This is a genomic window from Phyllobacterium sp., assembly GCF_037994425.1.
GTDB lineage: Bacteria > Pseudomonadota > Alphaproteobacteria > Rhizobiales > Rhizobiaceae > Phyllobacterium.
In genome coordinates, this window is record NZ_JBBNAM010000212.1 from 14,979 (window position 1) to 35,095 (window position 20,117).

Here is a 20,117-nt window from a genome sequence, read left to right on the forward strand (position 1 = left end):
CTCAGTCTGTTACCACGCCGACATAGGGCAATTGCCGGAACGAGTGGCCGACATCCATGCCGTAGCCCACAACGAAATAGTCAGGGCACTCGAACCCCTTGAAGTCGGCCTCGATGTCGGTCTTGCGCTTTACGCTCTTATCAAGAAGCACAGCGATGGAAACGCTGCGCGCACCCCGCGTCAGCATCAGTTCGCGCGTAAACTTGAGCGTTTTGCCGGATTCCAGAATATCGTCGATCAGGACGACATCACGTCCATGCACATCACTATCGATATCGCGCAGCAAGTGAACTTCGCCGCTTTCCGTTCCCTTGCCGTAGCTCGACACGGTGATGAACTCCACGTCGGGTTCCGCTCCGGCATCATGCATGGCGCGGATTAGGTCGGCCGCGAAGATAAAAGAACCCTTCAGAATCGAAATGACGAGGAGGTTCTGGAATTTGCGCCCGACAATGGCCTCGGCAAGCTCGAGATTCCTTTGCGCGATCGTTTCCGCGCTGAAAAGAACGTCGATATTTCTTCCGCTGACGTTTGGCATGCGTGTTTTTCCGGTTCTTATGGAGGCAGATGCGCTCTATAACCTGATCGTTAACCAAAAAGCAAAGTCGAACTCGCGGACGGCTAGGGCCCCACGAAAAGCACGTGGCCGCCTGCGATCCAGAACGCTGAAAGCGCAGCCAAAGCGACGAACAGCCAGTAGCCGAAACCGGGCAACGCCCGCCGGGCCGAGATCGCAGTGCTGAAAATTGCAAAGCCCTGGTTTTCTGGCGCTGCAGCCTGCTCAGTTCCTGCGGCAATCAACACTTCCGCGCCCGGGATGATGGTCTCGAACGATGCATCTTCGATCTCCGGCAAGCTGAATGCCGGCGCGGACGCAAAATTCATCGCATCTGGTGAAAGCGACGCTGCAGATTGTGCGATCATGCGGTTTTCCGGTCACCCTGCCATGTTGCAGTCATGTTTCTCCGAATCATGCGCAGGAGCCTAGCGTGCAAAAATTAACGTTTTGGCCGTCGTTCGAGCATGTTGGTGGGTGGTCAAATCTATCCGCGCCAAATAAAACGGGCATGGATTTGAGATTGGAAAACTACGCTTGATTCGCTTTGAGAATGTCGGACTGCGATACGGGATGGGTCCGGAGGTGTTGCGTGATGTCAGCCTCCATATCTCGCCCCGATCGTTCCAGTTTCTGACCGGTCCGTCTGGCGCCGGTAAGACGTCGCTGTTGCGTCTCCTCTTCATGACGTTGAAGCCGACGCGCGGCCTCATCACGGTTTTCGGGAAGGACATTGCCACTATTTCATCAAGGGAAATGCCCTTATTGCGCCGCCGTATCGGCGTCGTGTTCCAGGATTTTCGACTGCTCGACCACATGACCACATATCAGAATGTGGCGCTGCCACTGCGAGTGCGCGGCAAGGAGGAGGCAACCTATCGTGCCGAGGTCGAGGAACTGTTGCATTGGGTCGGCCTTGGCGAGCGCATGCACGTGTTGCCTCCGGTCCTATCAGGCGGCGAAAAGCAGCGCGCCGCGATTGCCCGAGCATTGATCGACCAACCCGAGATCCTTCTTGCCGACGAGCCGACGGGCAATGTTGACCCGCCTCTGGCGCGGCGGCTGCTGCGACTGTTCGGCGAGTTGAACCGCTCTGGCACCGCCGTGGTTATTGCCACCCACGATCTGACCTTGATGGACCAAATCAATGCGCGGCGCATGATCCTCGATCAGGGGAGGCTCGACATATATGATTGATGCCGACCGCCTGAAGGAGCAGGCCACAGCAGTTGTTGCTGGCCTTGTTGAACGCGTGCATGGCAAGAGCGGCCAGGCGCCGATCGTGCCCGCCGGCAACGTCGTCGGCCACGCTTTGATGATCGTCATCGCCATCATGACGTTCCTTGCCTGCCTGACCATAGGTGCTGTCAGCCTTGTTCAATCTACGGCGGCGACCTGGCAAAGCCAGATATCGACCGAAGCGACCATCCAGATACGGCCGGTCGAAGGTGAGGACATGGAAGCGCTTCTGGCAAAGGCAAGCAGCATCGCCCAAGGATTTGCCGGCGTGAAAGCTACCCGGATCATCGATCGGGCCGCTACCGCGCGGCTGCTCGAACCCTGGCTGGGCAGCGGGCTCGACATCGATGAACTGCCGGTGCCGCGATTGGTGGTCGTCACGCTCGATGAGGCCGCCCTTCCCGATTTCGCCGCCATACGTGCCGCGCTCGTCAAAGATGTTCCGGGCGCAAGTTTCGACGACCATCGCAACTGGGTGGACCGGCTAGTTTCGATGGCGCGCTCGACCGTGCTCATCGGGACGGCGGTCCTCGCCCTCGTTATCGCAGCGACGGTGCTGACGGTAATCTTCGCGACACGCGGGGCCATGGCCGGCAACGGTCATATCATCGAGGTGCTGCATTTTATTGGCGCCGAGCAAACATTCGTGGCACGCCAGTTCGAACGGCATTTCTTCTGGACTGCTCTCAGGGGAGCCCTCTGCGGCGGCGCGCTGGCCATCGCAATATTTCTGATGATCGCATGGTGGTCGTCACGCAATCTCGCGACACCTGAAGCGGACCAGGCGACCGCGCTTTTCGGCAATTTTTCGATCGGTTCAAGCGGCTATACGGGCGTCGTTCTCATTATTTTGGCGGTCAGCGTCCTCACTATGATCACGACACGAGTAACGGTCATTGCACATTTGAGACAGGTGGACCGACGTGACGAAACTTAGGTTTGTTAATTTAGTTCTAGTAGCGTGGATTTGACGAAGGGCTTCGGCACGGCTGCTGTTGAGCTCTATCTTGAAGAACATATCTCGGACAAGGCAATTTGCGGCGCAAGATGGACGGCGTGAACGACAGCAACGGCAATCAGGACGCCGGCGACATGAAGGGTGATGGGCGAGTAGTGACGTTCATCCGTAACCGCATTGTCCTGCCTCTCTTCGTGCTTGCAATCCTCGCCCTCGGGCTGTTCATCGGCGGCTTCATCATTTTCAGCGACCGGGTGACGATGATGGAAACGCCCGACCTCACTCAGCCAGCCGACGGAATTGTCGTTCTAACAGGCGGCTATTCGCGCATCGAAGGAGCGCTGGACCTACTCAAGAACAAGCGAGGCAGGCGACTTTTCATCAGCGGAGTTCATGCTTCGGCAAACCGCAGCGAATTGCAGCGGGTGACCGGCGGCGATGCCGCGCTCTTTGAATGCTGTGTCGATATCGACCGCTCGGCCCTCGACACGATCGGCAATGCCGCCGAGAGCGTCAAATGGGCCAATGCCAACAACTACAAGCGTGTGATTGTCGTCACCAACAACTACCACATTCCCCGCACGATGGTCGAACTCACCCATGCCTCGCAGGACATCGAGTTCATCCCCTATCCCATCATCAACAGCAATCTGAGGGATGGCGACTGGATCACACGCGGCCTCGTTGTGCGGGTGCTATTCGTCGAATACGTCAAATATCTCGGCGCCGTCATTCGCGCGGCGCTTCCCGACAATCTTTCGGATGCCACCGCGTCCCTCCTGCATCGTATCAAGGGGTAATTTCGGCAAGAAAGGTTTCGCCGGTTCCCGGCCAACCTTAATTGGTATAACGAAGGCTGCAGTCCGATAGCACCAGAGACCCTTATGACGATCATCCGGTCACTTCTCTTCAACACCGCCTTCTATCTTAACCTGATCATCCAGATGATCATCTTCACGCCCTTTTATTTCCTTAGCCCACGCAAACAGGCATGGGTCATCCCGAAGAACTGGGCGAAATCGAATCTTTGGCTGCAGAAAGTCATCGCGGGCGCCGAGCCACATATCGAGGGTTTGGAGAACATTCCGGACGGCCCCTACATTTGCGCGCCGAAGCATCAGTCGTTCTGGGATACCTATGCCTTCCTGCCGCATATCGCCGACCCGGTCTATATCCTCAAGCGCGAATTGACGTGGATTCCGCTTTTCGGCTGGTACATCGCCAAGATGAAGATGGTGCCGATCGACCGCGGCAAGCGTTCCGCCGCAATGAAAGCCGCTGTCCGCGGCGCTCGCGAAGCGATCGCGGATGACCGGCAGTTGATGATCTATCCCGAGGGTACGCGCACGGCGCCTGGTGCTCCACCACACTACAAATATGGCGTTGCCCATATCTACGGCGAGCTTGGTGTTCCCGTGGTGCCGATCGCCCACAATGCCGGGCTTTTCTGGCCACGCCGCAAATTCATGCGCTACCCGGGTGTTATCCGCTGCCGCGTCCTGCCGCCGATACAGCCGGGGCTCGACAACGATGCCTTCCTGAAAAAGCTGGAAGAGGTGACTGAAGCCGCGTGCGATGATTTGTTGATTGCCACCGCAAAGTCCGACAATCCGCCACCCATGCCGCCGTCGGCCGTTCAGCGGCTGAAGGAACTGGGCGTCGACATCTGACTCACCCCTCCGCCGTCATCCTCGGGCTTGACCCGAGGCCCCGTGGGCCACTCCCCGCCCTATGGAAGCTCACGCCTAGCCAACTGCATCGACAGCGGTGGCGACGGCCTCCATCCAGTGGTCGCGAATATTCATCTTGCGCATGTGTTCGAGCGTACTGTGAACGTAGTCCTCGTTGCGGCCGGATTTTCCCACAGAGCCGCGTACCGCCAGAGCCGCGTCTTCTATGGAGAGCGTGCCCGCATACTGCACGTGGCTGCGGTCGACAATGTAGGTGAGCGCCGCGACCTTGCGGCCATCGGCAAGCCGAACGCTGAGGCGGCGTTCCAGATAAACATGGGTGACGAGTTCCCGCTCGCGCAAGTACGCGACAACCTCATCCTCGAGTTGTGTGGGTACGCGAAATGCCATGCCGAGGCATGACCCTCCACGATCGAGACCGAGCACCAGCCCCGGGCGGTCCGGCGTGCCGCGATGCACGTAGGATCGCACGCAGAGGGCGCGCCGGTAGCCGTGTAGCCGCGCATGGGTGGTTTCGACATGAGCGAAGCCGGGTTTCCACATTAAAGACCCATAGCCAAAGACCCAAAAATCGCCCATATCCGTCCTGATAGCTTTACTCCACCTAGCGGAGCTTCCCCATGATCGATAGCGAGAGCCGGACCATGCCGTCAAGCACCCCACAAATCAGCAAGAAACCACGTAGACTCGCAAAATATCTGGTCGGCGGGTTGGTCGTGCTCGGCGTAATCTATACCGCTGGCTGGTACTATCTTGCCCGCGAACTCGAGGCGCGGGTCACAACCAACATTGCCGCCTTCAAGGAACGCGGCATTGACGCGACCTGCGAGAACGCCAGGGCCAGCGGCTTCCCGATGCGCGTCGGCCTCGATTGTACCAAAGTCGGCTGGGCTGATAAGGCAAAGAACCTTTCGGTCACGGCGGGCAGCTTCCGCTCGGCGGCGCAGCTGTACGACCCATTGCGCATCAACAGCACAATCGAGGGTCCGGCAGCCATCGATCTGCCTGGCATCATGCCACTCGACGCCAAATGGGAGGAGCTGACCTCGAGCATTCGCCTCGACAGGCCGCTTCCCAGAGAGATTACGATCGAAGGCAGGAACGTGGCCGTCAACGGACGCGATGCCAGTGCCACGCAGATCGCGGTCATCGCAGACGGGCAACTCAACTTCCGCGCCAACGAGCCGCAGATGGATGTCGCGCTGACCTTCAACAAGCTCAAGCTTGCCGACAACGTTATCCAGAACCGTTCGCTCCCCGAGCTTACCGGCGCGGCCGATATCCAGCTCGCCAACGGCTTTGCGCTTCTCGGCAAGGCGGAACGCGATCTCACGGTGCTGCACGGCCAGTCGGGCACCTTGCGCAAGGTTGACCTATCCTTCAACGATGGCAGCGGCGTCGGGATTACAGGACCTTTCTCGGTCGCGGACGACGGTCGCATCAGCGGAGAATTCCAGGTGACGATGCGCGATCCCGAAGGCTTCGCCAAAGCCATCCAGGGGATCGTCCCCGAGGCCGGCAATACGATATCCACCGTGCTTCAGGCTCTTGCCTTTGCTCCCCGCGACGCCACCGGCGCCCCGACTCTACCCATCACGGTGAAGAACGGAAAAATGTCCGTGGGCTTCATCAGCATTGGGCGCCTGCCGGCGCTCTGAAGCGCTTTATTTCGCCGGCTGGCCCGCCTTTTGGCGTCCGAAATCGGGAGCGTCGATTTCCTGACCGGCATCGATGATGCCGCGGCGCACCGCACGAGTGCGGGTAAACAGGCTGAAGAGAGCATCGCCGTCGCCCCAGCGGATCGATCTTTGCAGCGAGGACAAATCTTCGGAGAACCGCGCCAGCATTTCGAGGATCGCTTCCTTGTTGTGCAGGCATACGTCACGCCACATGGTCGGATCGGAGGCTGCAAGGCGCGTAAAGTCGCGAAAGCCTGAGGCCGAATATTTGATCACTTCGGAATTCGTCACCTCCTCAAGATCGCTGGCCGTGCCAACGATATTGTAGGCGATGATATGTGGCAGATGCGAAACGATGGCGAGGACCCTGTCATGGTGCACCGGATCCATCGTGTCGAGGCGCGAACCGCATGCCTCCCAGAACTTCGTCAGCCTGTCGAGCGCACCGCGATCCGTACCCTCTAGCGGCGTGAGGATGCACCAGCGATTGTTGAAGAGCTGGGCAAAACCGGCGTCGGGACCGGAATATTCCGTGCCCGCCAGCGGATGGCCGGGAATAAAGTGCACGCTCGACGGAAGCTCGGGTTGCATCTGTGCAATGACCGAGCCCTTTGTCGAACCCACGTCGGTGACGATGGCACCCGGCTTGAGAGATCCCGCAATCTGGCGTGCCACTTCGCCGGACGAACCCACAGGCACCGAAATGATCACGAGGTCAGCGTCTTTCACCGCCTCGGCGCTATCCAGTGTGTAACTGTCGCCGAGACCGAGTTCTTTTGCGCGAGCAAGGGTGTCTGCGCTGCGCGTGGAAATGACGACGTGGTCTGCGAGGCGCTCGCGCTTGATGACCCGCGCAAGTGACGAACCGATAAGGCCTATGCCGATCAGTGCGATTGTATCAAAGTGGATTTTGGACATGTTCTACTTCAGAAATTCGGACAGTGCAGCGACTACGCCGCGATTGGCTTCCTCGGATCCGATGGTGAGGCGCAACGCATTGGGGAATCCGTATCCACCAACGCGGCGCAAAATATAGCCCTTGCTGGTCAGATACACGTCAGCCTTCTCGGCCGACTTTGCCGCATCGTCCGGGAAATGCACGAGCAGGAAATTGCCAACGGATGGCGTGACCCTGAGGCCGAGCGCCGTCAACTGTTCCGACAGCCACGGTAGCCATTTTTCGTTGAAGGCGACGGCCTCTGCCACATGGGTGCGGTCACGTATCGCCGCGGCTCCCGCGACGATTGCCGCCGAATTGAGATTGAACGGTCCGCGGATGCGATTGACCGCATCGATGACATGCCCCGGAGCGAACATCCAGCCGATGCGCAGTGCTGCAAGGCCGTGAATCTTCGAGAAAGTGCGGGTCATCACGACGTTCTCGAAGGATGAGACGAGTTCAACTCCTGCCTCGTAATCGTTGCGGCGGACATACTCGGCATAGGCGGCATCAAGCACCAGAAGAACGTTCTTCGGCAACCCGGCATGCAGGCGCCGCACTTCCTCAAATGGCAGATAGGTGCCGGTCGGGTTGTTCGGATTGGCAAGAAACACGATCCTGGTGCGCGGCGTCACTGCGGCAAGGATGGAATCGACGTGGGCCTGCTCGCTCTCTTCGTGTGCGACAACCGGCGTCGCGCCAGCCGCCATGATGTAGATCTTGTACACCATGAAACCGTGCTCGGTATAAACCGCTTCGTCGCCGGGCGAGAGATAGGTCTGGCAGAGCAGCCCCAAGAGTTCGTCCGAGCCATTGCCGCAAAGGATATTGTCGGCATTCAGGCCGTGCACATCGGCAATGGCCTTCTTGAGCGCCGTTGCCTGGCCATCCGGATATATCTCGAGCCGCTCCGCTGCCGCGCGATAGGCCTCCGTCGCATGCCGGCTCGCTCCGAGCGGCGTTTCGTTGGATGACAGCTTGTGGACCTTGGCGACACCCGGCGCATGTTCCTTGCCGGGCACATAGGCTTCGATGTCGAGAACACCGGCTTTGGGGGTTGGGCGCATGTCTTTGAGCGTCGTCGTCATGATCTTTAAACCCGTGGCATCGTTCGTTTTGAGGGCAATACCCGTCTCGCTGAAAAGCAACCGTGCGGACATAGCTGCCAAAGGCCCCAATGTCGAGAAAAATGGCGTAAATTGCGGCAGTTTCAGTCCGGCTCAGCCCTCCAGCCATCCGCCCGCCACCCTTCCGCCATCCTCGGACCTGACCCGAGGACCCAGAAGCGTCAGCGGCGAAGTGCCGAATGTGATTGTGGATCCTTGGGTCAGGTCCGAGGACGGCGGAGGGATGTACAGGGTGAAGCAGAGGTGGTGAACGGCTCTTGTGTAGCCGGCCAAACACCCAGCCACAAAGTAACCATTGACTTTGCCGTAGCCGCAACCATACCTACCGGCATCTTGCTTAAATCCCGCACAAAGATGACCAAAGCCAGCCAAGCATCCGCAACGACCGATCAGAAGGTTCAGGAAGCCACAAATCCCCATAGTCCGGTAGTGGATTTTGGGGCAGACAAGCCTTTGCATCTCGACAGCGGTGTTTCGCTTTCGCCGTTTCGCATCGCCTACCAGTCCTATGGCGAACTCAATGCCGACAAATCCAACGCCATCCTGATCTGTCATGCGCTGACCGGCGATCAGCACGTCGCCAATGTTCATCCGGTAACGGGAAAACCCGGCTGGTGGGAGACGCTCGTTGGGCCCGGCAAACCGGTCGATACCGACCGCTATTTCGTTCTCTGCTCCAATGTCCTTGGCGGTTGCCTCGGTTCGACGGGCCCGGCGTCAATCAACCCGGATACCGGCAAGGCCTACGCCCTCGATCTACCGGTTATCACTATTGCCGACATGGTGCGCGCGCAGGCCATGCTGATCGACCATTTCGGCATCAAGCAACTGTTTACCGTCATCGGCGGCTCGATGGGTGGCATGCAGGTGCTCGAATGGGCATCCAGCCATTCGGACAGGGTCTTTGCCGCTGTGGCAATCGCGACCGGCGCGCGCCATTCATCGCAGAATATCGCCTTCCACGAAGTCGGCCGACAGGCCGTCATGGCCGATCCGGAGTGGAAGGAAGGCCGCTATCTCGAGGCCGGCACTGTGCCACGCAAAGGTCTTTCTGTTGCCCGTATGGCCGCGCACATCACCTATCTCTCGGAAGCTGCCCTGCATCGAAAGTTCGGCCGCAATCTGCAGGATCGCCAGAACGTGACCTTCGGCTTCGACGCGGATTTCCAGATCGAAAGCTATCTGCGCTACCAGGGCATGACATTCGTCGACCGCTTCGATCCGAACTCCTACCTCTACATGACCCGCGCTATGGACTATTTCGATCTTGCAGCCGAGCATGAAGGCCGGCTCGCCGATGCTTTCGCCGGCTCGAAGACGCGCTTCTGCATTGTTTCCTTCACAAGCGACTGGTTGTTCCCGACAAGTGAGAGCCGCACGGTCGCCCATGCTTTGAACGCCGCAGGTGCCTCGGTTTCCTTCGTCGAGATCGAATCGGATCGCGGACATGATGCGTTTCTGCTCGATGAGCCGGAGATGTTTTCAGCCATCAACGGGTTCATCCGCTCGGCGGCGCGGGCCAAGGGGCTTCTTGCCCCATGAGCATCAATACCAACTCCCGAGTCGATTTCGATGTGATCGCGTCGCTGGTAAAGCCCGGCTCCCGTGTCCTCGATGTCGGTTGCGGCGATGGCGAGCTACTCGAACTGCTTCAGAGTGCCAAGAACGTCGATGGGCGGGGTGTCGAGCTATCGCAGAAAGGGGTCAACGAATCCGTTGCGCGCGGGCTTTCGGTTATCCAGGGCGATGCCGACAGCGACCTCAAATATTATCCGGATTCCGGCTTCGACTATGTGATCCTGTCGCAGACGCTGCAGGCGACCCGGAACCCGAAGAATGTCCTCACCGAGCTTCTGCGCATCGGCGAACGCGCAATCGTCTCGTTTCCCAATTTCGGCCACTGGCGCGTGCGGGCATCGCTTGCACTGAATGGCCGCATGCCGGTCACGAAGGATCTTCCCTATAGCTGGTACGACACACCCAACATCCATTTCTGCACGATCAGTGATTTTGTCGACATGACCAAGGAAGTGGGTGCGCAGGTGGAATCGGCCGTGGCGCTCAATGCGTTCGGGCAGCGACTGGGCTTCAACATGCCCTGGGGCTTCTGGAACCTCTTCGGCCAGCAGGCAGTGTTCCTCCTCAAGCGCTAATCCTCAACAATGCCTTGATGCGGCGCGCGCTGGCGGTGCCCGTGGGTGACAATACTGGCACGAAGACGCGCCGCGATGAACGCTGTGCGACGGGCAGGCCCTGATAGATGCGTTTTTGCGCTTCGACGATGTGTACACCCGAGAACATTGGCCAGAACCGTCGCCCTAGCCGCTCGAAAATTGCGGAGGGTCGCATGATCCAGCGCCGCGATGACGGCGGAAAGAACAGCGCCTCCGCCCAGGGTCCCGGCGTGAAATTCGCCTCGCGCAGGAGTCGGGTGAGCTGCCCGCCACTATAGGGCCGTCCGCTTCCGAAGGGCGTATGCTCGAAGCGCGCCCATAGTCCGCGCCGGTTGGGCACCACGATCACCAGCCGGCCATTCGGCGCTAACACGCGCCACATTTCCTTGAGGGTTTCGCGCGGGTCTTCCGCATGCTCCAGCGCATGGACCATCAAGATCCTGTCGACGGCGGAATCCGGCAGCGGCAATTCCTCCTCAAAGATCAGCGCGGTGGCGGAAGGCTCCGCGGGCGGCCAGCTCGCAGCGCCCTGCCCCGCCGGCATGAAGGCGAAGGTTCGTTCCGTATCGCCGCGAAACCGGTCGAGATAGGGAACGGCATAGCCCAGCCCCACTAACCGCTCTCCTGGCAGTTTTGGCCAAATCGAAGCGAGGGCCATCGTAATCGAACGCTCGGTCAGATGGCCGAGCGTCGAAGCGTAGAAAGCGCGAAGATCAATGATGTCGAGATGCATGTCGGCAACCTAGAGCATCTTCATCGGAGATGGCAAACGTGAACGGTAAACTTTGAGGAACACGGGTTGCGCCACGGCGCAGCAGGACTATCCTGCCCGAACTCCCCCTATGGAAGAGAACAATAATGTCCAATCTGCAAATCGAACAATTCACCGCGCACAGCGATAATTTTTGCGTGCTCATCCATGATCCTGAAACGGGCCTGACGGCCTCCATCGATGCGCCCGAGGAAGCCGCGATCCTCGAAGCCCTGAAGCGGCGCGGCTGGAAGCTCACACACATCTTCACCACGCATCATCATGGCGATCACGTCGAGGCCAATCTGGCTCTCAAGAAACGCTTCGGCACCGAAATTATAGGGCCAAGTGACGAACGGTCGAAGATACCCGGCATCGATCGTGCCGTCCGGCACGGCGAGCGTTTTGCTTTTGGCAATTTCGAAGTCGAAGTCATATCCACGCCCGGCCACACGGCAGGCGAGATTTCGTACCACATACCTGCCGCCAAGGTCGCATTCACCGGAGACACGCTTTTCTCGCTCGGGTGCGGCCGCCTCTTCGAGGGAACCCCGGCGATGATGCTCAAATCATTGCAGCGCCTCATGGCGCTACCCGGTGATACGGAAATCTATTGCGGACACGAGTATAGCGAAAGCAATGCACGATTCGCACTGACAGTCGATCCCGACAATTCTGCACTCAAGGAGCGGGCGAAAGAGATAATGGCCCTACGCGAAGCGGGCTTGCCAACCTTGCCGACAACGATCCTGCGCGAGATGGCGACCAATCCGTTCCTGCGCGCACATGATCCGTCGATCCGCAGAAACCTTAACATGGATAGCGCCAGCGACGAGGCGGTATTCGCCGAAATCCGCAAGCGCAAGGACAATTTCTGATGACGCTGACGCCTGATGCCATCCGTCGTCAGCTCGGGCTTGCTCCGCATCCAGAGGGCGGCTCCTACGTGCAGACGTTCCGCGACAACAAGGACTGGCCAGTCGGGGGCCGCGGCCATTCGACTGCAATCTATTTCCTTCTGGAAAAGGGCGAAGTATCGGCCTGGCACCGGGTCAAGGACGCTGCCGAAGTCTGGCACTGGTATGGCGGCGCGCCTTTGCTTCTGACGGTCGCCGCCGAGGGCGAGGCACACGAGACACATCGCCTCGGTCTCGACCTTGCCAAGGGAGAAACGACCGCAGGCCGTCGTTAAGGCTGGGCAATGGCAAACCGCCAAAACAACCGGTGACTGGACACTGGTCGGCTGCACCGTCGCTCCCGGCTTCGATTTTGCCCAGTTTGAGCTAGCTGAACCCGGCTGGGAACCTTGACCAATCACGCTTGGCGCCGCTTGAACAGCATCTCCTTCGCCGCCAGCGTTGCGCCCAGCGAGATGAGCAGGCAGGCAAGCAATATCCGCCCAGTCGGTTCAGTGACCCCGGCCATGATGAGGACGAGCGTGGAAAGCAGCGGGGCGGCATAGCTCGCAGCACCGAGCACCTGGATGTTGCCATGCTTGACCCCGTAGTCCCAGACGTAGAAGGCAGCGCCGACCGGGAACAGGCCAAGGCCAAGCACGGCCAGCCACTGAACCATGCCCTCCGGCCAGATCGTCCGTTCCAGCATGAGGTGAGAGGCGAGCGAAAGCACCGACGTTGCCGCGCAAAAGCCGGTAACGGCATCGGTCGGCACATGGGCGAAACGCCGTGATAGCAGCGAATAGGCGGCCCATGTGAGTGCACAAAGGCCGGCCATGGCATAGCCGAAACTATACTGCGAATCGAAACCGAGCCCCCCGCCCTTGGTGATGATCAACACTGTCCCGGAGAGCCCGAGCAGCGTACCGACGATGTGGAACCAGCGCAGTTTCTCGCCCGGCATCAGAGCCGAGCCGACGACGATGAACAGTGGCCAGAGATAGGCAATTAGGCTGGCATCAACGGCCGGCGCATTCCGAAGCGCCGTGAAGTAGAGGAAATGGTAGCCGAAGAGACCAGCGACACCGAGCAGCCAGACTTTTGCGGGCTGGCGCAGGTTCCTCGACGCGCCCGGGCGCCAAAGCCAGGAAATCAATCCGAGGCTGGCGCCAATGGCAAATGTCATGGCTGTCAACTGGAATGGCGGGACCTTGCCTGAAACATCGGTGAAGAGGGCAAGCATTGCCCACATGATGATCGCAAGAAACCCGACGAACGTAGCCACGCGGCGCCCCCAACTTCGAAAGCCGCCGCCGGCGGCGCTATTTTGTCTTTTCGAAGCGGGTCGCGTAAACGGTAACCGTACCGATCTGCGTGCCGATCTTCGCCTGCACGGGCGAATAGATAGCGGACTTGCCGAGTGAAGCAAAGGTGAGACTGATCTTGCTCGAGTTTTTCAGATATTCGATCGCCTTGCGTCCAGCCTGATAGCCGGCGATCGGTACGAACTTCGCCGAACATGTGATCGCGTCACCCTTGAAACCCTTGGTGGCGAATGGCTGCACCCCGCCCGACGGCGAAAGCTTGAGATCGACACGGGTTTGCCCGTCGTAGAGGTGCAGGGTCTGGGCGCACACCTCGTCCGGGCGGTTCGCCGCAACCATCACCCCGGAAATAGGGTCCGCGACGGATTGGAGATCGGCTGGCGTCAGTTCCACCCAGTTCTTCTTCTTGCTGTTTATCGGCGGAACGTTGGTGGTATTGGTCACATTGCCGTTGGTGAAAGCGATTGAAGTCAGCTTGTCGCGATTGCCGTGCCGATACTTCACCTCGTAGGAATTCGGTACCGGGCCGTTCTTGGCAAGATGACCCGAAACGTCGAGCTTCCCGTTCGTATCGTCGAAGAGGCTTGCGAGACCCGAGCTGGAAAGCTTTCCAGTGACCTTATAAGCCCCATCGTCTTCGACGCTGGTCGAGAAACTCGCCTTGGCGATCGACAGCCCATAGACCGAAACGCGATAATCAGTCTTGAAGAATTGTGCGCCCTGCGCCGGGACAGCTCCCATCAACCCGGCCGCCGCGAGGGAAACGAATGCAAATCTTCGAATAACAAAGTGCCGGGTGGCCGTCATTTCTGGTATTCCCGTCGGTGCGCGTCCCTGTTCCCGGTTCGAGCCTAGAAAGCAGGCAAAGTTGTGATAAAGATGTGAACTAGGCCCGCACCACGCAAGAGCCGTGCCAAACTTCGTAGAAGGACCGCAGAAGTGGACTTGACGCGCGCGGCTCATATCACTATAGAAACGCGACTTCCCAATAGGCCGCCTGTCCGATAAGCGCGCCGCTGCACGGCGACGTGCGATGGTAACAAGAAACATTCGGGCTATAGGTATTGAAATTTGAAGGTGAGACCCAATGTCCCGCACATGTGAATTGACCGCTAAATCGGTACAGTACGGTAACAATGTGAGCCACGCGAACAACAGGACGCGCCGCCGCTTTTTGCCCAATCTCTGCCACGTTACGCTGATCTCCGAAGCTCTCGGTCAGAGCTTCCGTCTGCGCGTTTCGGCTCATGCCCTGCGCAGCGTCTAGCATCGCGGTGGCCTGGACGCATTTCTGGTGAAGGCTGACGAGAAGGAATTGTCACAGCGCGCTCGCCTTCTGAAGCGCCAGATCGCCAAGAAGCTTCTTGAAGCACCCGTTGCTGCCTGATCGCGCAACTGCTTTCATTTTTGTAGAATAAGGCCAGCTCCGGCTGGCCTTATTCTTGTTATCGTCAGCTTGGCTGGTTCCATTACCCAGGATAAAAAAATGCCGCTCAAAAGCGCCTATTCCCCATCAGATTTCATTCTTCCCGTTCTCGCCATGTGCGCGGTCGTCGCTGCGTCCAATATTCTGGTCCAGTATCCGTTCGACCATTTTGGCCTCGGCGAAATACTGACCTACGGCGCCTTTACCTATCCGATTGCATTCCTGGTCAATGACCTCGCCAACCGCAGCTATGGTCCGGCGTTTGCGCGCAAGGTCGTCTATGTCGGCTTCACGATTGCGGTGATCCTGTCGATTTGGCTGGCGACGCCGCGCATCGCCATTGCCTCCGGTACCGCATTCCTGACGGCGCAATTGCTCGACATCACTGTCTTCAACAAGCTCCGGCAGTTGACCTGGTGGAAGGCACCTTTCGCCTCGGCGATCTTTGGCTCATTCCTTGATACGCTGCTGTTCTTTTCGATTGCCTTTGCGGCGCGGTTTGCCTGGATCGATGCGATGACAGGTCAGGCCGACTCATCCCTCGCCATGCCGGTCCCGTTCTTTGGAAACGAAATCCCGCTGTGGATGTCGCTGGGCTTCGGCGACCTGATAGTCAAGATTGTCATGGCCGTTGTGATGCTCGTTCCCTATGGCGCCATACTTGCCGTCTTTGCACCGGCGATTTATTCGGCCAGCCGAAATTCCAGATAGAGATTGCGCTGCACGATCGAATGGTTGTCGTCGGAGACGAGTGACACCCGCGTCGAGCCATCCTTGGCCTCCCAGACATCAAGGGCTTCCATATTGTCGATCTGATAGCGCATGTCTGCGTCGAGGATCACCCGACCGTCGACTGTGGCGCCCGGCTCGATCGATTCCGCGGCGATACGGCGAATGCGAAGAGCGACGCCGCTTGCGATGCTGAACCTGCGTTCCAGCAACAACAGGTCGCCATTCGGCAGGAAATCCCCGTCGCTGATATCGAAGCCATCGTTGCGCTTGACGTAGAAGACGCCCTTGCGCGGTCCTTCAAGCACTGCAGCAAACACGTCGCCGGCCTTATTGATGCTCTTTTCGGTCACCGCGACCCGCGCGCCCTTGAGCGGCCCTAACTCCGGCGCATAGGCAATTGTTTCAATGCCGCAATTATTGCGCAGTTCGTTCCCCGGCATCGGCAGCGGCAAGTATTTTGGCTTGGAAGCGAAGTTTTCAAGATCGAGGTCGAACTCGGCGATCCGGTGTACGCGCTCGAACGATACGGTGACCGTCTTGCCGGAAACGCTCATGCCTTCCGCATCCGAGTTCCACTTGCCCTCGACAGGTACGCCATCTTCGCTCTGTATTGGCGCGAGGCGAAACGTGCCGATGACTGCTGGCCTTCCCTCGGCGTCGCGTTCGATTGCTCCTGCATACCAGAAGCCTGTGTCGGTAACTCCGATAAAGTTTGCGCCATTGTCTAGATAGCGGAACGCGGAAAAGCCGCCAAAGTCGCGATTGGTCGAGGAAAATTCCAGACCGCCAACGAACTCGAGTTCGCCAAAACGGGTTTCCGACGAACCAATGCGGAAATTGGTAATGGTGTTCGCACGGACGGGCGCCGGCGACACGCCCTCGTCCTGTGTCCGGGCGGGCAGAGGGATAAGAACGGCCGATAGAAGCAAGGCGCGCCAAAAAGCCAGCGCGATTGGCCTCATACTAGCGCATCCGCGCGGATTTAGGGGCAGCCCGTTCCTGTTCCTCGAACAGCGAGGCAAGTTGCTCGGTCATTGCGCCGGCGAGTTCTTCGGCATCGACGATGGTGACAGCACGGCGATAGTAGCGCGTAACGTCGTGACCAATGCCGATAGCGATCAATTCAATGGGTGAGCGTGTTTCAATCTCCTCAATGACGGCGCGCAGGTGCCGCTCGAGATAGTTGCCGGGATTGACGGAAAGCGTCGAGTCGTCGACCGGCGCACCATCCGAAATCATCATCAGGATGCGGCGCTGTTCCGGGCGCCCGAGCAGGCGCTGGTGCGCCCAAATCAGTGCCTCGCCGTCGATGTTCTCTTTCAGGAGCCCTTCGCGCATCATCAGGCCAAGATTACGCCTGGAGCGGCGCCACGGCGCATCAGCCCGCTTGTAGACGATGTGGCGAAGGTCGTTGAGCCGTCCGGGGTTGGCAGGTTTGCCGCGCTCGAGCCAAGCCTCGCGTGCCTGGCCGCCCTTCCATGCCTTGGTGGTGAAGCCGAGAATCTCGACCTTGACGCCGCAGCGTTCGAGCGTGCGCGCCAGGATGTCGGCGCAAGTCGCCGCAACCGTAATCGGCCGGCCTCGCATCGATCCGGAATTGTCGATAAGGAGGGTGACAACCGTGTCGCGAAAATCCGTATCGCGCTCCTGCTTGTAGGAAAGCGGCTGCGTCGGGTCGATGACGATGCGCACGAGGCGGGCGGAGTCGAGGTAGCCTTCCTCGAGATCGAAATCCCAGGAGCGGTTCTGTTGCGCCATCAAACGGCGCTGCAGCCGGTTCGCCAGCCGTCCGACGACGCCGGAGAGATTGGCAAGTTGCTTATCGAGATAGGCCCTGAGCCGGTCGAGTTCCGCTTCGTCGCAGAGCTCTTCCGCATCGGTCGTCTCGTCGAACTCCTGGGTGAAGATCTTATAGCCGCTCTCACTGCCGAGATTGGCGAATGGCGGGTTGGGTCGGCGCGCCTCACCCGGAATTTCGGCGTCCGCGTCGGTATCCTCTTCCATGTCGTCCGAAGAGGCATCGGTAGCTTCCGTTTCCCCCGCCTGGCTATCATCGCTCGACGTATCGGAATCATCGCTCTCTGATGAATCGCTGCCTTCATCCTGCTCCGAACCGCCTTCTTCGTTCTCTTCGGGCTCGGGCGAGTCTTCGCTATTGTCCTGGTCTTCGTCCTGCTGACTGTCCTGCGCGAGTTCCTCGGCCATTTCCATGGACGCAAGCATTTCGCGCACGACACGGGCAAAGGCGTTCTGATCATTGATCTTGGCGGCTAGGTGATCGATGTCGGCGGATGCCTTCTCTTCGATCCAGTCGCGCCAGAGATTGAGCACGTTGCCTGCCGATTCGGGCGCCTTGCGTCCAGTCAGTTTCTCCCGCACGAGGAGAGCAACCGCTTCTTCCAGCGGCGCCTCGGCCTTGTCGGTGATCGCAGGAAAATTGGCCCGCGCATATTTATCCGACAGCATTGAAGTCAGATTCTCGGCGACGCCATCCATGCGCAATGCGCCGATCGCCTCGACACGCGCCTGTTCGACCGCATCGAAGATCGCCCTCGCCTGCTTGCCTTCGGGCGCGAGCGTCGCATGAACGCGGTCATTATGGCACGCCTTGCGCAGCGCCATCGAATCGCCGAGGCCACGGGTTACGGCAATGTCGTTTGCCGATGGGCGCTTGGGAAGGTCAGGAAGGCGGGCCCGATGGCCCGTGAGTGCCGGCTTGTCGTTGCCGAAGCCGACCTCGAGCTCATGATCACCGGCGATGGCACGCATGCAGGCGGTAACGGCACGCTTGAAAGGCTCGGAATCGACCGGGCCTTTCGGATTTGTACGTAAGTTATCTCCCGGACCTGCCATTTCCAACAGCCGCTCAGCTTATGACGACATTTGCCGTTGATTCAGGCAGTTCCTTGCCAAAGGCACGCTGATAGAACTCGGCGACAATCGGCCGTTCCAATTCATCGCATTTGTTCAGGAACGTGAGCCGGAATGCGAAACCGACATCCTTGAAGATATCGGCGTTTTCAGCCCAGGTAATGACCGTACGCGGGCTCATGACGGTCGACAGATCGCCGTTGATGAAGGCGGAACGGGTCATATCGGCGACGCGGACCATCTTGGAGATGATCTCTTTGCCCTCCTTGTTCTGGTAGTGCTTCGCCTTGGCCGCAACAATGGCCGCCTCGTTGTCATGCGGCAGATAGTTGAGAGTCGTCACGATGGACCAGCGGTCCATCTGCGCCTGGTTGATCTGCTGCGTTCCATGATAGAGGCCCGTCGTATCGCCGAGGCCAACGGTGTTTGCCGTCGCGAACAGGCGGAAAGCGGGGTGCGGGCGGATGACACGGCTCTGGTCGAGGAGCGTCAGGCGACCGGACGATTCGAGTACGCGCTGGATCACGAACATCACATCGGGACGGCCGGCATCGTATTCGTCAAAGACAAGGGCGACATTGTGCTGATAGGCCCATGGCAGGATGCCATCGCGAAACTCCGTGATCTGCATACCTTCTTTTACGACGATCGCATCCTTGCCGACCAGATCGATACGGCTGACGTGGCTGTCGAGATTGACGCGAACGCAAGGCCAGTTCAGACGGGCTGCAACCTGCTCGATGTGGGTGGATTTGCCGGTCCCGTGGTAACCGGAAACCATGACGCGGCGGTTATAGGCAAAGCCGGCAAGGATCGCGAGGGTGGTCTGCTTGTCGAACAGATAGTCGTTGTCGATCTCCGGCACATAGGCATCACCCGCCTTATAGGCAGGGACCATCATGTCCGAATCAAACCCGAAGAGCTTTGCAACCGAAACTGTCGTATCCGGCAAATTCGCAATATCGCGATCAACCTTGTTCATCATGCCTCCAGCGCGACTGCACGCGCAGACGCAAAACGATAGTCACAACCTGAAACCTCCGGCGAGGTCTCGAAAATTCAGCCGACAGCGGTCCTAGCAGAAACCGGCCTGCTTAAGCAATTGATAGGCCTGGATTACGTCACGGAAACGATCCTCGGAAGCCCGGTCGCCGCCGTTTGCGTCGGGGTGATGGCGCTTCACCAGTTCTTTATAGCGCGACTTGATGTCTTCGCTACTGGCTTTTGCGCCAAGTCCCAGCGTATCCAGCGCTTTCGCTTCAAGCGGCTTGGGCTTGCGGACATGAACTCGCGCCTCGTTGAATACGCTGTTCGGATCACGGAATCGATTGAGATAGGCCGCACGGCCGGAGCGGAGCTTGGAGAAATCCGGCGATGTCCGCGCACCGCCTGCGCTCGCAGCCTGGGCGCTCGCACCGGCACCGGTTCCTGGAAGTCCTGCAATCGTCCAGGTCGGACGGTCGCCGGTCAAGGCTTCCTTCTGATAGCGCGCGACTTCGGCGTCGGAGAGACCCGAGAAATAATTGTAGCCCTTATTGTACTCGCGCACATGATCGATACAGAAGTGGAAGAACTCTCCCTCCTTCATGCGGCCCACGGGGGCGCGATGCGGGCCCGGCTTTTCACAACCGTCCCACTGGCACACGGGAGTGCGCGATTTTTCCTCTTCCGCCTTTTTCGGGCGGATGCGGATGCTGTCAAAATATTTCGAATTCGAGGTCATCTATCTTTTGCTAAGCATGAATTGACATT

21 protein-coding genes and 2 pseudogenes are annotated in these 20,117 nt (G+C 59.0%); 11 read left to right on the plus strand and 12 right to left on the minus strand.

Going from position 1 to position 20,117, the window contains the following annotated elements; genetic code table 11:
* Nucleotide 1: 1 nt before the first annotated feature.
* Both hpt and AAAB35_RS14735 read right to left on the minus strand, forming a co-directional pair.
* Complete coding sequence (gene hpt / locus AAAB35_RS14730) at nt 2-538, minus strand: hypoxanthine phosphoribosyltransferase (RefSeq protein WP_340669035.1); 537 nt, start codon at nt 536-538, stop codon at nt 2-4.
* An 83-nt stretch (nt 539-621) separates the two neighbouring features.
* The gene (locus AAAB35_RS14735) at nt 622-924 is read right to left on the minus strand and encodes a hypothetical protein (RefSeq protein ID WP_340669036.1); all 303 of its coding nucleotides are present in this window, start codon (nt 922-924) and stop codon (nt 622-624) included.
* A gap of 169 nt (nt 925-1,093) precedes the next feature.
* Here AAAB35_RS14735 and ftsE point away from each other — a divergent pair, with 169 nt between their 5' ends.
* The 4 genes from ftsE to AAAB35_RS14755 all read left to right on the plus strand — a co-directional run bounded on the left by ftsE (nt 1,094) and on the right by AAAB35_RS14755 (nt 4,423).
* Nucleotides 1,094-1,753, plus strand: a complete 660-nt coding sequence (gene ftsE / locus AAAB35_RS14740; RefSeq protein WP_224495469.1) for a cell division ATP-binding protein FtsE — start codon at nt 1,094-1,096, stop codon at nt 1,751-1,753.
* On the plus strand, nt 1,746-2,732 hold the full coding sequence (locus AAAB35_RS14745; protein ID WP_340669037.1) for an ABC transporter permease: 987 nt from the start codon (nt 1,746-1,748) through the stop codon (nt 2,730-2,732). Before ftsE ends, AAAB35_RS14745 begins: the two co-directional genes overlap by 8 nt.
* Before the next feature lie 119 nt (nt 2,733-2,851).
* Nucleotides 2,852-3,553: a YdcF family protein gene (locus AAAB35_RS14750; RefSeq protein WP_340669038.1), complete on the plus strand. Its 702-nt coding sequence runs from the start codon at nt 2,852-2,854 to the stop codon at nt 3,551-3,553.
* A gap of 84 nt (nt 3,554-3,637) precedes the next feature.
* Entirely contained in the window at nt 3,638-4,423 is a 786-nt protein-coding gene (locus AAAB35_RS14755; protein WP_340669039.1) for a 1-acyl-sn-glycerol-3-phosphate acyltransferase, read from the plus strand.
* 75 nt (nt 4,424-4,498) lie between these two features.
* On the opposite strand, the gene AAAB35_RS14760 is transcribed toward AAAB35_RS14755, so the two are convergent.
* Nucleotides 4,499-5,023, minus strand: coding sequence for a gamma-glutamylcyclotransferase (locus tag AAAB35_RS14760; RefSeq protein WP_340669040.1), 525 nt, complete (start codon nt 5,021-5,023; stop codon nt 4,499-4,501).
* A 41-nt stretch (nt 5,024-5,064) separates the two neighbouring features.
* Here AAAB35_RS14760 and AAAB35_RS14765 point away from each other — a divergent pair, with 41 nt between their 5' ends.
* Nucleotides 5,065-6,102 (plus strand): DUF2125 domain-containing protein, encoded by a 1,038-nt coding sequence (locus AAAB35_RS14765; RefSeq protein WP_340669041.1) that lies wholly within the window; start codon nt 5,065-5,067, stop codon nt 6,100-6,102.
* Nucleotides 6,103-6,108: 6 nt separating this feature from the next.
* On the opposite strand, the gene AAAB35_RS14770 is transcribed toward AAAB35_RS14765, so the two are convergent.
* Nucleotides 6,109-7,041: a prephenate/arogenate dehydrogenase family protein gene (locus AAAB35_RS14770; protein ID WP_340669042.1), complete on the minus strand. Its 933-nt coding sequence runs from the start codon at nt 7,039-7,041 to the stop codon at nt 6,109-6,111.
* 3 nt (nt 7,042-7,044) lie between these two features.
* Nucleotides 7,045-8,151 (minus strand): histidinol-phosphate transaminase, encoded by a 1,107-nt coding sequence (gene hisC, locus AAAB35_RS14775; RefSeq protein WP_340669068.1) that lies wholly within the window; start codon nt 8,149-8,151, stop codon nt 7,045-7,047.
* A gap of 393 nt (nt 8,152-8,544) precedes the next feature.
* On the opposite strand from hisC, the gene AAAB35_RS14780 reads away from it, so the two are divergent.
* Together AAAB35_RS14780 and metW are read left to right on the plus strand one after the other, a co-directional pair.
* Nucleotides 8,545-9,732, plus strand: coding sequence for a homoserine O-acetyltransferase (locus AAAB35_RS14780; protein WP_340669044.1), 1,188 nt, complete (start codon nt 8,545-8,547; stop codon nt 9,730-9,732).
* Complete coding sequence (metW, locus tag AAAB35_RS14785) at nt 9,729-10,343, plus strand: methionine biosynthesis protein MetW (RefSeq protein ID WP_340669045.1); 615 nt, start codon at nt 9,729-9,731, stop codon at nt 10,341-10,343. Before AAAB35_RS14780 ends, metW begins: the two co-directional genes overlap by 4 nt.
* Here metW and AAAB35_RS14790 read toward each other — a convergent pair.
* Nucleotides 10,333-11,097 carry a class I SAM-dependent methyltransferase gene (locus tag AAAB35_RS14790; RefSeq protein WP_340669046.1) on the minus strand — a complete coding sequence of 255 codons (765 nt, stop codon included), beginning with the start codon at nt 11,095-11,097 and terminating at the stop codon, nt 10,333-10,335. The genes metW and AAAB35_RS14790 overlap by 11 nt on opposite strands.
* Nucleotides 11,098-11,222: 125 nt before the next feature.
* Between AAAB35_RS14790 and gloB the strand changes: the two genes are divergently transcribed.
* Complete coding sequence (gene gloB / locus AAAB35_RS14795) at nt 11,223-11,993, plus strand: hydroxyacylglutathione hydrolase (RefSeq protein ID WP_340669047.1); 771 nt, start codon at nt 11,223-11,225, stop codon at nt 11,991-11,993.
* 5 nt (nt 11,994-11,998) lie between these two features.
* Nucleotides 11,999-12,425 (plus strand): annotated as a pseudogene (locus AAAB35_RS14800) (cupin domain-containing protein).
* A 4-nt stretch (nt 12,426-12,429) separates the two neighbouring features.
* Here AAAB35_RS14800 and AAAB35_RS14805 read toward each other — a convergent pair.
* Nucleotides 12,430-13,296, minus strand: coding sequence for an EamA family transporter (locus tag AAAB35_RS14805; RefSeq protein ID WP_340669048.1), 867 nt, complete (start codon nt 13,294-13,296; stop codon nt 12,430-12,432).
* Between the two features lie 37 nt (nt 13,297-13,333).
* Nucleotides 13,334-14,143 carry a DUF3108 domain-containing protein gene (locus AAAB35_RS14810; RefSeq protein WP_340669049.1) on the minus strand — a complete coding sequence of 270 codons (810 nt, stop codon included), beginning with the start codon at nt 14,141-14,143 and terminating at the stop codon, nt 13,334-13,336.
* A 280-nt stretch (nt 14,144-14,423) separates the two neighbouring features.
* On the opposite strand from AAAB35_RS14810, the pseudogene rpmB reads away from it, so the two are divergent.
* Nucleotides 14,424-14,723, plus strand: a pseudogene (gene rpmB, locus AAAB35_RS14815) (50S ribosomal protein L28).
* A gap of 99 nt (nt 14,724-14,822) precedes the next feature.
* Nucleotides 14,823-15,473 (plus strand): queuosine precursor transporter, encoded by a 651-nt coding sequence (locus AAAB35_RS14820; protein WP_340669050.1) that lies wholly within the window; start codon nt 14,823-14,825, stop codon nt 15,471-15,473.
* Here the strand turns inward: AAAB35_RS14820 and AAAB35_RS14825 are convergent.
* The 4 genes from AAAB35_RS14825 to AAAB35_RS14840 all read right to left on the minus strand — a co-directional run bounded on the left by AAAB35_RS14825 (nt 15,446) and on the right by AAAB35_RS14840 (nt 20,088).
* Nucleotides 15,446-16,456, minus strand: a complete 1,011-nt coding sequence (locus AAAB35_RS14825; RefSeq protein ID WP_340669052.1) for an esterase-like activity of phytase family protein — start codon at nt 16,454-16,456, stop codon at nt 15,446-15,448. The genes AAAB35_RS14820 and AAAB35_RS14825 overlap by 28 nt on opposite strands.
* A gap of 1 nt (nt 16,457) precedes the next feature.
* Nucleotides 16,458-18,347, minus strand: coding sequence for a cobaltochelatase subunit CobT (gene cobT / locus AAAB35_RS14830; protein ID WP_340669053.1), 1,890 nt, complete (start codon nt 18,345-18,347; stop codon nt 16,458-16,460).
* Nucleotides 18,348-18,360: 13 nt separating this feature from the next.
* Nucleotides 18,361-19,347, minus strand: a complete 987-nt coding sequence (gene cobS / locus AAAB35_RS14835) for a cobaltochelatase subunit CobS (protein ID WP_340669054.1) — start codon at nt 19,345-19,347, stop codon at nt 18,361-18,363.
* 93 nt (nt 19,348-19,440) lie between these two features.
* Entirely contained in the window at nt 19,441-20,088 is a 648-nt protein-coding gene (locus AAAB35_RS14840; protein ID WP_027231323.1) for a J domain-containing protein, read from the minus strand.
* Between the last annotated feature and the right edge of the window lie 29 nt (nt 20,089-20,117).

Bases quoted from the DNA above. Each gene is read 5' to 3' on its own strand.
- AAAB35_RS14735 (WP_340669036.1), bottom strand. From the start codon at position 924: ATGATCGCACAATCTGCAGCGTCGCTTTCACCAGATGCGATGAATTTT.
- AAAB35_RS14745 (WP_340669037.1), top strand. From the start codon at position 1,746: ATGATTGATGCCGACCGCCTGAAGGAGCAGGCCACAGCAGTTGTTGCT.
- cobT (WP_340669053.1), bottom strand. From the start codon at position 18,347: ATGGCAGGTCCGGGAGATAACTTACGTACAAATCCGAAAGGCCCGGTC.
- gloB (WP_340669047.1), top strand. From the start codon at position 11,223: ATGTCCAATCTGCAAATCGAACAATTCACCGCGCACAGCGATAATTTT.
- cobS (WP_340669054.1), bottom strand. From the start codon at position 19,347: ATGAACAAGGTTGATCGCGATATTGCGAATTTGCCGGATACGACAGTT.
- hisC (WP_340669068.1), bottom strand. From the start codon at position 8,151: ATGACGACGACGCTCAAAGACATGCGCCCAACCCCCAAAGCCGGTGTT.
- AAAB35_RS14820 (WP_340669050.1), top strand. From the start codon at position 14,823: ATGCCGCTCAAAAGCGCCTATTCCCCATCAGATTTCATTCTTCCCGTT.
- AAAB35_RS14790 (WP_340669046.1), bottom strand. From the start codon at position 11,097: ATGCATCTCGACATCATTGATCTTCGCGCTTTCTACGCTTCGACGCTC.
- AAAB35_RS14780 (WP_340669044.1), top strand. From the start codon at position 8,545: ATGACCAAAGCCAGCCAAGCATCCGCAACGACCGATCAGAAGGTTCAG.
- AAAB35_RS14840 (WP_027231323.1), bottom strand. From the start codon at position 20,088: ATGACCTCGAATTCGAAATATTTTGACAGCATCCGCATCCGCCCGAAA.
- AAAB35_RS14765 (WP_340669041.1), top strand. From the start codon at position 5,065: ATGATCGATAGCGAGAGCCGGACCATGCCGTCAAGCACCCCACAAATC.
- AAAB35_RS14825 (WP_340669052.1), bottom strand. From the start codon at position 16,456: ATGAGGCCAATCGCGCTGGCTTTTTGGCGCGCCTTGCTTCTATCGGCC.
- hpt (WP_340669035.1), bottom strand. From the start codon at position 538: ATGCCAAACGTCAGCGGAAGAAATATCGACGTTCTTTTCAGCGCGGAA.
- AAAB35_RS14770 (WP_340669042.1), bottom strand. From the start codon at position 7,041: ATGTCCAAAATCCACTTTGATACAATCGCACTGATCGGCATAGGCCTT.
- AAAB35_RS14810 (WP_340669049.1), bottom strand. From the start codon at position 14,143: ATGACGGCCACCCGGCACTTTGTTATTCGAAGATTTGCATTCGTTTCC.
- AAAB35_RS14760 (WP_340669040.1), bottom strand. From the start codon at position 5,023: ATGGGCGATTTTTGGGTCTTTGGCTATGGGTCTTTAATGTGGAAACCC.
- AAAB35_RS14755 (WP_340669039.1), top strand. From the start codon at position 3,638: ATGACGATCATCCGGTCACTTCTCTTCAACACCGCCTTCTATCTTAAC.
- metW (WP_340669045.1), top strand. From the start codon at position 9,729: ATGAGCATCAATACCAACTCCCGAGTCGATTTCGATGTGATCGCGTCG.